This is a genomic window from Pseudomonas sp. St29, assembly GCF_001547915.1.
GTDB lineage: Bacteria > Pseudomonadota > Gammaproteobacteria > Pseudomonadales > Pseudomonadaceae > Aquipseudomonas.
This window is the reverse complement of the sequence record NZ_AP014628.1, coordinates 315,143-328,314: the sequence shown is the minus strand read 5'-3', so window position 1 is coordinate 328,314 and position 13,172 is coordinate 315,143. Positions and strand designations below refer to the sequence as shown.

13 protein-coding genes are annotated in these 13,172 nt (G+C 62.7%); 8 read left to right on the top strand and 5 right to left on the bottom strand.

All coding sequences use genetic code 11. The annotated features are described in order from the left end of the window. Nucleotides 1-25 precede the first annotated feature (25 nt). Both PST29_RS01465 and PST29_RS01460 read left to right on the top strand, forming a co-directional pair. On the top strand, nucleotides 26-880 hold the full coding sequence (locus tag PST29_RS01465) for a DMT family transporter (RefSeq protein ID WP_173664425.1): 855 nt from the start codon (nucleotides 26-28) through the stop codon (nucleotides 878-880). A 197-nt stretch (nucleotides 881-1,077) separates the two neighbouring features. Then, a complete protein-coding gene (locus PST29_RS01460) occupies nucleotides 1,078-1,356 on the top strand; it encodes a hypothetical protein (RefSeq protein WP_060837042.1) in 279 nt (92 codons plus the stop codon). 72 nt (nucleotides 1,357-1,428) lie between these two features. On the opposite strand, the gene PST29_RS01455 is transcribed toward PST29_RS01460, so the two are convergent. Next, entirely contained in the window at nucleotides 1,429-2,973 is a 1,545-nt protein-coding gene (locus PST29_RS01455; RefSeq protein WP_060837041.1) for a phosphoenolpyruvate carboxykinase, read from the bottom strand. A gap of 179 nt (nucleotides 2,974-3,152) precedes the next feature. Beyond that, on the bottom strand, nucleotides 3,153-4,055 hold the full coding sequence (gene hslO, locus PST29_RS01450) for an Hsp33 family molecular chaperone HslO (RefSeq protein WP_060837040.1): 903 nt from the start codon (nucleotides 4,053-4,055) through the stop codon (nucleotides 3,153-3,155). Between the two features lie 99 nt (nucleotides 4,056-4,154). Here hslO and PST29_RS01445 point away from each other — a divergent pair, with 99 nt between their 5' ends. After that, the gene (locus tag PST29_RS01445) at nucleotides 4,155-4,967 is read left to right on the top strand and encodes a phosphatase PAP2 family protein (protein ID WP_060842178.1); all 813 of its coding nucleotides are present in this window, start codon (nucleotides 4,155-4,157) and stop codon (nucleotides 4,965-4,967) included. A gap of 64 nt (nucleotides 4,968-5,031) precedes the next feature. On the opposite strand, the gene PST29_RS01440 is transcribed toward PST29_RS01445, so the two are convergent. After that, nucleotides 5,032-5,436: an RNA-binding S4 domain-containing protein gene (locus PST29_RS01440; RefSeq protein ID WP_016966989.1), complete on the bottom strand. Its 405-nt coding sequence runs from the start codon at nucleotides 5,434-5,436 to the stop codon at nucleotides 5,032-5,034. Between the two features lie 115 nt (nucleotides 5,437-5,551). Here PST29_RS01440 and rimA point away from each other — a divergent pair, with 115 nt between their 5' ends. Genes rimA through rimK form a run of 3 tightly spaced genes read left to right on the top strand, consistent with a single transcriptional unit; the run spans nucleotide 5,552 to nucleotide 7,733 of the window. Beyond that, entirely contained in the window at nucleotides 5,552-6,331 is a 780-nt protein-coding gene (rimA, locus tag PST29_RS01435) for a S6 modification regulatory phosphodiesterase RimA (RefSeq protein WP_060837038.1), read from the top strand. A gap of 17 nt (nucleotides 6,332-6,348) precedes the next feature. Next, nucleotides 6,349-6,831, top strand: a complete 483-nt coding sequence (gene rimB / locus PST29_RS01430; RefSeq protein WP_060837037.1) for a retropepsin-like aspartic endopeptidase RimB — start codon at nucleotides 6,349-6,351, stop codon at nucleotides 6,829-6,831. Then, a complete protein-coding gene (gene rimK, locus PST29_RS01425) occupies nucleotides 6,828-7,733 on the top strand; it encodes a 30S ribosomal protein S6--L-glutamate ligase (protein WP_007931744.1) in 906 nt (301 codons plus the stop codon). Before rimB ends, rimK begins: the two co-directional genes overlap by 4 nt. A gap of 129 nt (nucleotides 7,734-7,862) precedes the next feature. Here the strand turns inward: rimK and PST29_RS01420 are convergent, their stop codons facing one another. Together PST29_RS01420 and ompR are read right to left on the bottom strand one after the other, a co-directional pair. Then, a complete protein-coding gene (locus PST29_RS01420; RefSeq protein WP_060837036.1) occupies nucleotides 7,863-9,176 on the bottom strand; it encodes an ATP-binding protein in 1,314 nt (437 codons plus the stop codon). Nucleotides 9,177-9,281: 105 nt separating this feature from the next. After that, nucleotides 9,282-10,022: an osmolarity response regulator transcription factor OmpR gene (ompR, locus tag PST29_RS01415; RefSeq protein ID WP_016966992.1), complete on the bottom strand. Its 741-nt coding sequence runs from the start codon at nucleotides 10,020-10,022 to the stop codon at nucleotides 9,282-9,284. Between the two features lie 362 nt (nucleotides 10,023-10,384). On the opposite strand from ompR, the gene PST29_RS01410 reads away from it, so the two are divergent. Next, on the top strand, nucleotides 10,385-12,709 hold the full coding sequence (locus PST29_RS01410; protein ID WP_060837035.1) for a Tex family protein: 2,325 nt from the start codon (nucleotides 10,385-10,387) through the stop codon (nucleotides 12,707-12,709). Beyond that, nucleotides 12,709-13,092, top strand: coding sequence for a PaaI family thioesterase (locus PST29_RS01405; RefSeq protein ID WP_011058654.1), 384 nt, complete (start codon nucleotides 12,709-12,711; stop codon nucleotides 13,090-13,092). Before PST29_RS01410 ends, PST29_RS01405 begins: the two co-directional genes overlap by 1 nt. Nucleotides 13,093-13,172: the final 80 nt, after the last annotated feature.

Sequence of the window (13,172 nt, the reverse complement as noted above, 5' to 3'; positions counted from 1 at the left end):
ACAAGGACAGTCAGTGGACGTATTGATGGGCTTGCTCGCCGCCCTGCTCTGGGGCGGCACCGATTTTCTCGTGGGGCTCAACGTCCGCGCCGTGGGCGTGAAACGGGCAGTGTTCTTCAGCCAGAGCCTGGGGTTCACCCTGATGAGCCTGCTGCTGGTGATCTTTCCCGCCATCCTCTACAAGGCCCTGGCCGCGCCCGCGCAAGTCTGGCTGATGGGCGTGCTCGCCGCGGCCTTTACCGTCTCCGGCGCCCTGGCCCTGGGCAAGGCCTTCGCCCTGGGCAAAGCCTCCATCGTCGCCCCATTGGTGACCTCCTACGGCGTGGTCACCACCCTGCTGTCCTGGGCCAGCGGCGAACAGATCAGCCTGCTGCAACTGCTGTGCATCCTCGTGTGCGTGATCGGCGTCATCCTCTCCAGCCTGCACTCGGACAGTAAACTGCCCCACAGCACCGCCGCCGGCCGCTCGATCTTCTTCGCCCTGCTCTCGGCCGTTCTGTACGGCACCAGCTTCTGGCTGCAGGGCCGCTACACCCTGCCGCAACTGGGGCCGATCAGCATGCTCTGGCTGGGTTACGCGGTGGGCAGCGGCGTGATGCTGCTGATGGTGCTCAAAGTCGTGGACGGACTGAAGATCCCGCCGCTGAAAAACTGCGGCCTGCTGGCCTCCACCAGCCTGATGAACCTGGGCGCGTTCTTCGCCTTTTCCTGGGGCGCCATGAGCGGCTCGGTGTCGGTGGTGACGGTGATCAGTACGCTGTCCGGCGGCATTGCTGCGGTGCTGGGCTATGTGTTCTTCAAGGAGCGGCTGACGGCGGTACAGGTGACCGGCGTGGTGCTGGTGTTGCTCGGAGCGTTGGTGTTGCACCTGAAGACGTGAGCGAACGTCTATTCGCAGCCCATAAAAGACACGCCCTACAGAAAGCGTCGAATTCGGCTGATGGAGAGCACTGAGCGATCGAACCTATAGTTCGGACATCGCTGAAAGATACAGCGAGCGGGATTGGTCACCCGATAACAGCAAAACGCACCACACCTCGCGGGTGCATCTGTTTACGACCTGAAGTGACCCATCCCATGAACGCAATGAACCTTGATCGAACCCGCTATCAACCGCTCAAGAGCAACTTCACCGACACTCCGGCCCTGGTAATCGATACCCAGGCCGATGCCCTGGACCTGTATAGCTGCGCAAGACAACGCCTACGGGCGGCCTCCGACTTACTGGAAACCCTCACCTGCCTGAGCTTTGATCAAGCGGACAGCAAAGACACCACCCACGTCGTCAACGCGCTTTATCTGTTGGTGCAGGACGGCTGTGATCTGCTGGAGCACGCCCACCTGCGCATGCCCTGAGCCACTCCGATCTCAAATAGCAGGTACAAAAAAGCCGCCCCGAAGGGCGGCTTTTTCATGGCAGGTCGAAGCTTACAGCTTCGGACCTGCAGCCTTGATCGCGTCGCTCACGTCGAACTTCTTGAAGTTCTCGATGAACAGGCCGGCCAGGGCCTTGGCGGCTTCGTCGTAGGCGGCTTTGTCAGCCCAGGTGTTGCGTGGGTTGAGCAGGCCGGTTTCGACGCCCGGTACGGCTTTTGGCACGTCCAGGTTGACGATGTCCAGGTGCTCGGTCTCGGCACCGATCAGCGCGCCGCTCTGGATCGCTGCAATCACGCCACGGGTGGTGGGGATGTTGAAGCGTTTGCCCACGCCGTAGCCACCGCCGGTCCAGCCGGTGTTGACCAGGTAGACCTTGGAGCCGAAGCCGCGGATGCGCTTGATCAGCAGCTCGGCGTATTCGCCCGCTGGACGCGGGAAGAACGGGGCGCCGAAGCAGGTGGAGAAGGTCGACTTGATGCCCGAGCCCGAACCCATTTCAGTCGAGCCCACCAGCGCGGTGTAGCCGGACAGGAAGTGGTAGGCGGCTTGTTCTTCGCTGAGGATCGACACCGGTGGCAGTACGCCGGTCAGGTCGCAGGTCAGGAAGATCACGGCGTTAGGCTCGCCACCGAGGTTCTTCGGTGCGCGTTTTTCGATCAGCTCGCGCGGGTAGGCGGCGCGGCTGTTCTGGGTCAGGCTGTCGTCGGCGTAGTCGGCTTTCTTGGTGACCGGGTCGATCACCACGTTTTCCAGTACGGCGCCGTGCTGGATGGCTTTCCAGATCACCGGCTCGTTCTTTTCCGACAGGTCGATGCACTTGGCATAGCAACCGCCTTCGATGTTGAACACCACGCCCACGCCCCAGCCGTGTTCGTCGTCACCGATCAGGTAACGGCTTTCGTCGGCCGACAGGGTGGTCTTGCCGGTGCCCGACAGACCGAAGAACAGGGTCACGTCGCCGTCTTCGCCCATGTTGGCGGCGCAGTGCATTGGCAGCACGTCGGCAGCCGGCAGCAGGAAGTTCTGCACGGAGAACAGGGCTTTCTTCATCTCACCGGCGTAGCGCATGCCGGCGATCAGCACTTTCTTGGCCGCGAAGTTGAGGATCACGGTGCCGTCGGAGTTGGTGCCGTCGCGCTCAGGCTCGCAAACGAAGTTTGGCGCGTTGAGGATCTGCCACTCATCTTTGCCACCGGCGTTGTACTGCTCGGGGTTGATGAACAGGCAACGGCCGAACAGGTTGTGCCAGGCAGTCTCGGTGGTCATTTTCACTGGCAGGTAGTGCGCCGGATCGGAACCTACATGCACGTGGGAAACAAAACGCTCGCGCTCGCCCAGGTAGGCTTCGACGCGGTCCCACAGGGCGTCGAATTTGGCCGCCGGGAACTTGCGGTTGATCGGGCCCCAGGCGATAGCGTCCTGGGTGGTGGGCTCTTCAACGATGAAACGGTCCACTGGCGAACGGCCGGTACGATGACCGGTGCGAACCACCAGAGCGCCGGTATCGGCCAGTTCGCCCTCACCGCGGTTCAGGGCTTCTTTGACCAGATCATCCACACTCAGATCGGTGTACACGGCGTTATTGGCTTGCGTCATGAGGTTCCCCGTCGGCCATTGGCCGAGTGCTCCAAACGTTTTGTAGTAGAAACTCGCGCACTACTACCGCGAAAAAAGTGCGCCGGATTATGCCAGAAAAGCCCAAAAATAGTAGGGTCCTCCCGTCAGTACGGCGTAATTCCGGCGTTTGCCAGGTGATTTACCTGCGCTGAACCGTTTTAGTGACGAGTATCTGACGGCGTGTCGACGCCCGCACCGGCAAACAATTGCGTGATATCGGCGGCATCGAACAGGTAGCGTTCATTGCAGAACTGGCAATCGATCTCGATGCTGCCGCCGTGTTCCACCACCAGTTTCTGCGCATCTTCCAGCCCCAGGCTGACCAGCGCATTGCCCGAGCGCTCGCGGGAGCAGCTGCAGCGGAAGCGCAGCGGTTGCACGTCGAACAGGCGCACGGCCTCTTCGTGGTACAGGCGGTGAAGCACGGTTTCGTTGTCCAGGCTCAGCAGTTCATCGGCAGTCAGGGTGCTGGCCAGGGCGGTGAGGTGCTGCCAGTTGGCTTCGCGCTCTTCCGGATCGCGCAGGCGATCGGCAGGCAGTTGTTGCAGGAGCAGGCCGCGGGCATTGCGGCCGTCGGCGTAGAGCCAGAAACGGGTGCCGGTCTGCTGCGACATGACGAAGTAGTTGGTGAAGCATTCGGCCAGGGTGGCGCCGTCCAGGTCGACGATGCCCTGGTAACGCTGGCCCTGGGTCGGGTCCACGGTCAGGGCCAGGACGCCGTTGGGCATCATGTCGGCAAGGGTCGCGTCAGGGGCGATCTGCGACGCGTCGTAGCGGGCCAGGCCGCGGATCTCGCGGTTGCTGGAGCACTCGATCATCAGCAACGGCACCGGGCCTTCGGAGCGGGCCTGGAGAATCAGCAAGCCATCGAACTTCAAGGTGCCAACCAGCAACGACGCCGCCGCCATCAGCTCACCGAGCAGCTGTGCCACCGGCTCGGGATAGGCGTGTTTGGCGAGGACTTCAGCGTAACTGCGCTCCAGCGCCACCAGCTCGCCGCGGGCGTCGCTCTCATCAAAGATGAAGCGTTGAGTGAAGTCGGTATCCGGCAAATCAGTCATAGGTCTGGGTATCTGAATGATGACAAAAAGGTTACAAGCACCGAAAATTGCGGTTTTGCACCATAAGGGTGCAGTTTTTGCGGTGATTGGAGATATTTTATGAACAATCCGGGTTTGTTCCAAGCAAGGTGGAACCTCGGCAAGCTGGTTCTGTGCAATTTACTCCCTTTGGCCCTGCTGGGATTCTGGTTGTGGCCAACCGGGCAGATGTACTGCCTGATGTTCGACGAGTGGCTGTTCCGTCACCTCAACACCCCCCTGGCAACCAACCCCACCTGGCTGCATATCTGGGCGGTGGCCAGCCTGCGCCCCTTCGATATCGTGGTGGGGCTGATCATGCTCGGCCTGCTGATTCGCGGTGATTGGGTGTTCAAGGCGGTGGACGTGCGCCGGGCGTTTTTCGGCTTCCTGTCGATCCTGATTCTTATGGTGGTGATTCGCGCGCTGTTTTCCAAGTTGGTGGCGCTGATGAATTGGCAACACAACAGCCCGTCCATGGTGCTCGAAGGCGCCGTGCACATGAGCGACTACTTCCCCGGCTGGGAGAAGACCTGGGAACTCAAGGACCGCTCCAGCCAGAGCTTCCCCGGCGACCACGCTTCGGTGCTGCTGATCTGGGGGCTGTTCATGGGGATCTTCAGCCGCAGCGTCGGCCAGTTCCTGATCGTCTGGGGCCTGACCCTGCTGTTCATGATGCCGCGCCTGGTGGCCGGCGCGCATTGGGGCCAGGACGACTACATCGGCGGCGTGCTGCTGGCGCTGCTGGCCCTGGGCTGGGGTTACTACACGCCGTATGCGGCGCGGATGTCGAACTTCCTGCTGCGCCTGACGCACCCGCTGTTCAAGCTGATGAGCCGGATGCCGCTGCTCTCGCGCATGAACGTGGTCCGCGCCAGCAGCCTGCTGCGCTGATCAGACCTTGCCGGCGAATGGGCCCTTGAAGGACGCCTTCGCCGGCAAGCCGGCTCCTAGGCTTTCATTCGTGGCTGCTGCCGTGGAATTTGAATAGATCGCGGCGCTGTTTCTTGCTCGGTTTGCCATCGGTACTGACGCCCAGGGCGCCAGCCTTGCGCTGGGCCGCGGCGGTTTCGCGTTTGGCGATACTGGCTTCGGTTTCCGTGTAGAGCGTCTGCGCTTCGGGCGCCCCCCGGCGAACGATGGAAAGGGCCTGGACCACCACGGTGCGCTCGTCGAAGCCGGCGCGAATCTGGTATTCATCACCTACCCGCGGCTCCTTGCCCGGTTTGCAGCGCTCGCCACGGTGATGCACCTTGCCGCTTTCGATGGCCGCCTTGGCCAGGGCACGGGTCTTGTAGAAGCGCGCCGCCCACAGCCATTTATCCAGACGAACCTTGTCCTCTTCTTCCTGCTTGTGCGCCACTGGAATTCCTCTTGCTGAAAAATGTCGCAACGGTAGAGCCTGCAAACGGGCTCTCATATACCCTGCCGCTCACCTAAAATAACCCAGGTTGCGCCCTGATACGCGAGGAGTCACCGTGACTGATTTCCCCACATCCCTGACCTCGCCGGGCAACCGCTGCGAAGGCTGTCAGCAAAGCCAGCCGCTAGGCTTCGATTTTTCCTTCGCCTATCAACCCATAGTCGATCTGCGCGACCGCTCGATCTTTGCTCATGAGGCCCTGGTGCGCGGGGTCAATGGCGAAGGCGCCCACACCGTGCTGGAGCAGATCGACGACAGCAACCGCTATCGCTTCGACCAACGCTGCCGGACCCTGGCCATCACCACGGCCGCACAGCTGGGGATGCAAAGCCACCTGTCGATCAACTTCATGCCCAACGCCGTGTACCGCCCGGAACTGTGCATTCGCAGCACCCTGGAAGCCGCCCGCGCCCAGCACTTTCCCCTGGACCGGCTGATTTTCGAAACCCTGGAAAGCCAGCACGTAGATAACAGTCGCCATTTGACCCATATTCTGCGTGAATACCGCGAATTCGGCTTCAAGACCGCCATCGATGACTTCGGCGCGGGATACTCGGGGCTGAACTTGCTGGCGAATTTCCAACCCGACCTGATCAAGCTCGACATGGCGCTGATTCGCGATGTCGACCAGGATCGCGTACGCCAGGCGATCGTCCGCGGGATTGTCACAATCTGTGCGGAGTTGGGCGTTACAGTCATTGCCGAAGGCATTGAAAGCGCTGGTGAACGAGACTTTCTCAGCGACTGTGGAATTTACCTGATGCAGGGTTACTGGTTCGCCAAACCTGCATTCAAAGCCCTGGCCGAGGTTTCGGCCGCGGCCTGGAAAAGCTAATTGCGGATTTCCCCTATTTGAAGACTTTTGACCATTTGACCGTTGTCGGTCTGCGCGAGTGGGTGGCGCTTCCTGATCTGGGAGTGGCCGGCCTGCGCGCCAAGATCGACACCGGCGCCAGTACCTCCAGCCTGCATGCCACCGAGATCGAGCCCTTCGAGCGCGACGGTGAACAGTGGGTGCGTTTCAATGCCCATCTGGGCAGCGTGGTGCAATTGCGTCACCGACGGTGCGAAGCGCCACTGGTGGCGATGAAGACCATCAAGAGTTCCAACGGCCAGGCTCAGGTGCGCTATGTGATCAGCACCACCCTGGCCCTGGGCGATCGCGTGTGGCGGGTGGAATTCACCCTCGCCTGCCGCAAGGCCATGCGCTATCGCCTGCTGCTGGGCTCCAAGGCCCTGATCGACGGCCAACTGGTGGTCAATCCGGGCCTCAAATACGTACAAGACAAACCGGTGTTCCCGGTATCCACTACCTCTGCCACAGGTGTTGCATGAAGATCGCTGTGCTGTCGCGTAACCCGCGTCTGTATTCCACTCGTCGCCTGGTCGAGGCCGGCACCGAGCGTGGCCATGAAATGGTAGTGGTCGATACCCTGCGCGCCTACATGAACATCGCCAGTCACAAGCCGCAGATCCATTACCGCGGCAAGCCCCTGGAAGGCTTCGATGCGGTGATCCCGCGGATCGGTGCCTCGGTGACCTTCTATGGCTGCGCGGTGCTGCGCCAGTTCGAAATGATGGGAGTCTTCCCGCTCAACGAGTCGGTGGCCATCGCCCGCTCCCGGGACAAGTTGCGTTCGCTGCAACTGCTGTCGCGGCGTGGCATCGGCCTGCCAGTGACCGGTTTTGCCCATTCGCCGGACGACATTCCCGACCTGATCGAAATGGTCAACGGCGCGCCCCTGGTGATCAAGGTGCTGGAAGGCACCCAAGGCATCGGCGTAGTGCTGTGTGAAACCGCCACCGCGGCGGAGTCGGTGATCGAGGCCTTCATGGGCCTGAAGCAGAACATCATGGTCCAGGAATACATCAAGGAAGCCGGCGGCGCCGACATTCGCTGCTTCGTGGTGGGCGACAAGGTGATCGCGGCGATGAAGCGCCAGGCCAAGCCGGGTGAGTTCCGCTCCAACCTGCATCGCGGCGGCAGCGCCAGCCTGATCAAGATCACCCCGGAAGAACGCATGACCGCGCTACGGGCGGCCAAGGTCATGGGCCTGAGCGTGGCGGGGGTGGATATCCTGCGCTCCAATCACGGGCCGCTGGTGATGGAAGTCAATTCCTCGCCGGGCCTGGAAGGCATCGAGACCACCACCGGCAAGAACGTGGCGGGGATCATCATCGAGCACATCGAGAAAAATGGCGGGCCGAACATGACCCGGACCAAGGGTAAGGGCTAAGGGGTACGCTCGATCGGCGGCCCCTGTAGCCACTGCCGCAGGCTGTGACCGGCTGCGCAGCAGTCGCGCTTGTGGGCCGCGCAAGGGCCTTCGGCCCTTATCGCAGCCTGCGGCAGCGGCTACAGGTATTCAGTCTGCATCGCGTGGCAGCAACAAGCCCAACGGCAAGCGCACTCGCGCTTCAAGGCCGCCATCGGGGCGGTTGCGCAGTTCAACGTTGCCGCCATGCATGGCGGCAATCCGCTTGACGATGGCCAGGCCCAGGCCGGTGCCCTTGCCGCCCCGGGCACGATCGCCACGGGTGAAGGGGTTGAAGATCGCTTCCAGCTCCGAAGGGTCGATCCCTGCGCCACGGTCCATCACACTCAGCACCACATACGGTGCATTGATATCACCGGACACATAGGCCGCCACCTCGACATCGGTTCCCGCGTGATTCAAGGCGTTGCCAATCAGGTTGTTGAGCAGGCGCTTCATCGATACCCGGCGCAGCGGGAACGGCTGGATCGGCTCCAGGCGCAGGTGCACCCGTTCCTGGTTCTGGTTGTAGGGCGCGGCCACTTCACGCACCAGATCGCTCAAGTCCACCTCTTCCACCGACTCGTCGCGGCCGTCGCGGATGAAGGCCAGGAACTGATCGAGAATGGCGTCCATGTCCTCGATGTCCCGCACCATGTCGTCGGTCAGGTCGGTGTGCGCACCCATCAGCTCCAGCGACAGGCGCAAGCGGGTCAGCGGCGTGCGCAGGTCGTGGGACACACCCGCCAGCATCAGCTCCCGCTCACGCCCGGCCTGCTCCACATCCTCGGCCATCTGGTTGAAGGCGCGGTACACCTCGGTCATCTCGCTCGGCGTATCGCTGATCGGCAGGCGCACACTGCGTCCCTGGCCCAGTTGCCGGGCGGCGTAGACGAGGCGCTTGAGCGGTTGGTTGAGCTGGCTGACGAAGATCCACGCCGAGGCGGTGGACAGCAGGCCGATGGCCAGGAACCAGCCCAGCACGCTCCAGATCTTCTGCCCCCGCAGCGGATGCGGATACAGCGGCACCTTGAGCCAGCCATCCCCCAGGCTCGGCGCCCGCACCCAGAGCGCCGGCGGCGCATGCATGCGCAGGCGCACTTCGGTGTCGGCGCCCAGCTCGGCCTGCATCTGTCGCTGGTAGATCTCGCTGTAGGGCCAGTGCTGCTCGCCGGCCGGCACGCCGCTGCCCACCACCTTGATCAGCCCGGCGGCCTCGGCGATCTGGTCGCGGTTGGATTCGTCGGCGGCCCAGTAGGCGCGCAGGGTCAGGGCCACACCGTGGCTGTACTGCCGGTCCACCAGCACGTCCTCGTTCATCAACAGATAAACCAGGGTCAATGCCTTGGAAAACAGCACCACGATCAGCACCAGCCACAGGGTGCGGGAGAAGAAACTCTGGGGGAACCACAGCGGGGTTTTCATAACAGCCAATACACACTTTGCAGGAGCGGCTCGCGCTCGCGGAGTTGCGGAATGCGAACGCCCGGGTCGTTACCGGCCCGGGCGTTCGCTCCTACAAATCACCTATCACTTGGTCGCGGTGCCATCCGGCACGAAGACATAACCCACGCCCCAGACGGTCTGGATATAGCGCGGCTTGGAAGGGTCGGGCTCGATCATCCGCCGCAGGCGGGAGATCTGCACGTCGATGGAACGCTCCAGCGCATCCCACTCGCGGCCACGGGCCAGGTTCATCAGTTTGTCGCGGGTCAGCGGCTGGCGGGCATTCATCACCAGGGCCTTGAGTACCGCGAACTCACCGGTGGTGAGCATGTGCACTTCATCGCCACGCTTGAGCTCGCGGGTGGCCAGGGACAGTTCGTAGTCACCGAAGGTCACGCTTTCGTCTTCGCTGCCCGGCGCACCCGGCACCGGAGCCGACTGACGACGGAGCACGGCCTTGACCCGGGCCATCAGTTCGTCAGGGTTGAACGGCTTGGCCAGGTAATCGTCGGCGCCCAGCTCCAGGCCCTTGATGCGGCTCAGCTCATCGCCCTTGGCGGTGAGCATGATGATCGGAATCTGGTTGTTGGCACTGCGCAGGCGGCGGCAGGCGGTCAAGCCGTCTTCGCCGGGCAGCATCAGGTCGAGGACCACCAGGTTGAACACTTCGCGACCCAACAGACGGTCCATTTGCTCGGTGTTCGGTACCGCGCGGGCACGGTAGCCCTTGCTGACGAAAAAACGCTCCAGCAGGCTGCTCAGCCCCGGATCGTCGTCAACAATAAGAATTTTTTCGCCTTCAGCAGTTTGTGCAGTGCTGCTCATTGGATGCTCCTCTAATCTCGGTGCGCATTATGGCGTAGCTGCCGTTATACGCACCGTGTGCATTGTTAGCAGATTTTTCCTCTATCGCCAGCAAACCCGCTGTCGGCCTGAGGCCGGCGATCACCCCGAAGACCGTAACGCTGGGTATAATGCGCCGCCTTTTGTGTTGGGCAATATCTGATCAGTACGCCTGCGGCCGGTTTTTTTTATTTGCCTGGGCCGGCAGTATTTTTTCGATTTCACGGGTCAACAGCCAGCCTTTTGATCCAGGTGGCGGCGCGTGCCAGGCCGCTCAACCAGACCCGCCGGGCCTCAACTTCCGTGCCCGCGGGCCTGCTTTCACACATTTGTCAGGTGGTTTTATGGACAGCATCAACAGCCGCATTGCCGAGGAACTCGGCGTACGCCCACAACAGGTCGAAGCGGCCGTCGCTCTATTGGATGAAGGCTCCACCGTGCCCTTCATCGCCCGTTACCGGAAAGAGGTCACCGGCAGCCTCGATGACACCCAACTGCGTCATCTGGAAGAGCGCCTGCGCTACCTGCGAGAACTCGACGAACGGCGGATCAGCATCCTGGCCAGCATCGAAGAGCAGGGCAAGCTGACCCCGGAGCTGGCTCGCGACATCAAGCTGGCCGACACCAAGACCCGCCTCGAAGACCTGTACCTGCCTTATAAACAGAAGCGCCGCACCAAGGGCCAGATCGCCCTGGAAGCCGGCCTCGGCGAGCTGGCAGACGGCCTGTTCAACGACCCAAGCCTGACTCCGGAAGCCGAAGCCGCGCGCTTCGTCAACGCCGACAAGGGCGTGGCCGACGTCAAGGCGGCCCTGGAAGGCGCCAAGTACATCCTCATGGAGCGCTTCGCCGAAGACGCGGGTTTGCTGGACAAGCTGCGCAACTTCCTCAAGCAGGAAGCCACCCTCAGCGCCCGCGTGGTGGCTGGCAAGGAAGAGGAAGGCGCCAAGTTCCGCGACTACTTCGAACATGACGAACCGCTGAAAAGCATGCCGTCGCACCGCGCCCTGGCGATTTTCCGCGGCCGCAACGAAGGCATTCTCAGCTCCGCGCTGAAAGTCGGTGACGAGCTGCCGGGCACCATGCACCCCTGCGAAGGCATGATCGGCCAGCACGTGGGCATCCAGAACCAGAACCGTGCCGCCGACAAATGGCTGGGTGAAGTGGTGCGCTGGACCTGGAAGGTCAAGCTCTACACCCACCTGGAAACCGACCTGCTGGGCGAGTTGCGCGACAACGCGGAAACCGAGGCGATCAACGTCTTCGCCCACAACCTGCACGACCTGCTGCTGGCCGCTCCGGCCGGCCCGCGTGCCACCCTGGGCCTGGACCCGGGCCTGCGCACCGGCTGCAAGGTCGCGGTGGTGGATGCCACCGGCAAACTGCTGGACCACGCCACGGTCTACCCCCACGTACCGCACAACAAGTGGGACCAGACCCTGGGCATCCTGGCCGCGCTGTGCGCCAAGCACTCGGTGGACCTGATCGCCATCGGCAACGGCACCGCCAGCCGCGAGACCGACAAGCTGGCCGCCGAACTGATCAAAAAATACCCGGCCATGAAGATGACCAAGGTCATGGTGTCCGAAGCCGGTGCATCGGTGTACTCGGCCTCGGAGCTGGCGGCCAAGGAATTCCCGGACCTGGACGTGTCGATCCGTGGCGCCGTATCCATCGCCCGCCGCCTGCAGGACCCACTGGCAGAACTGGTGAAGATCGATCCGAAATCCATCGGCGTCGGCCAGTACCAGCACGACGTCTCGCAGCTGAAACTGGCCCGTGGCCTGGACGCGGTGGTCGAGGACTGCGTGAACGCCGTGGGCGTCGACGTCAACACCGCCTCCGTGGCCCTGCTGGCGCGGATCTCCGGCCTCAACGCGACCCTGGCGCAGAACATCGTCAGCCACCGCGACGAACACGGTGCCTTCAAGACCCGCGCCGCGCTGAAAAAGGTCGCGCGCCTGGGTGAAAAGACCTTCGAACAGGCCGCCGGCTTCCTGCGCGTGATGAACGGCGACAACCCGCTGGACGCCTCGGCGGTGCACCCGGAAGCCTACCCGCTGGTGCAGCGCATCGCCGCCGACACCGGCCGTGACATCCGCTCGCTGATCGGCGACAGCGGCTTCCTCAAGCGCCTGGACCCGAAGAAATTCACCGACGAAACCTTCGGCCTGCCCACCGTCACCGACATCCTTCAGGAACTGGACAAGCCCGGCCGCGACCCGCGTCCGGAGTTCAAGACCGCCGAGTTCCAGGACGGCGTCGAGGACCTCAAGGACCTGCAACTGGGGATGATCCTCGAAGGCGTGGTGACCAACGTCACCAACTTCGGGGCCTTCGTCGACATCGGCGTGCACCAGGACGGCCTGGTGCACATCTCGGCGCTGTCGGAGAAGTTCATCAAGGACCCGCGTGAAGCGGTGAAGGCCGGCGACGTGGTCAAGGTCAAGGTCATGGAAGTCGACATCCCGCGTAAACGCGTGGGCCTGTCGATGCGCATGAGCGACACCCCGGGCGAGAAGATCGACGGCGCTCGCGGCTCCCGTCCTGGCTCGGCGCCACGCTCGTCCCAGGGCAGCGCACCGCGCAAGGAAACCGCGACCGCAGCCCCGAGCAACAACGCCATGGCCTCGCTGTTCGCCAACGCCAAGCAGTTGAAGAAGCGCTGATGCAGATCCCTGCCGGCCTGACCGAAAGCGCCTTCAGCCAATTGCTCGGCTGCCGTCTGCAACGCCTGGAAACCGGCGAGGCGGACGTTGCCCTGGAGCTGACCCCGCAGTTGCGCAATCGCGGGCAAAAGCTCCATGGCGGGGCGATCTTCAGCCTGGTGGACATTGCCATGGGGCTGGCCTGTTCCAGCACCCACGGCTTTGACCAGCAGAGCGCCACCATCGAATGCAAGATCAACTACATCCGCGCCGTGGCCGAGGGTGAAGTGCTGTGCCGGGCCAAGGTGATCCACCCCGGCCGCCGCACCCTGGTGGTGGAAGCGGACGTGATCCAGGGCGACAAACTGGTCGCAAAAGCACAAGGCACCTTCGCGGTCCTATAGCTCCCCGTCATGAATTTGGGTTAATTTCGGCGCTGCGAAAGCGGCGTCGGAGTTTTCTGCCCGCGCTAAAGCCAGATTCA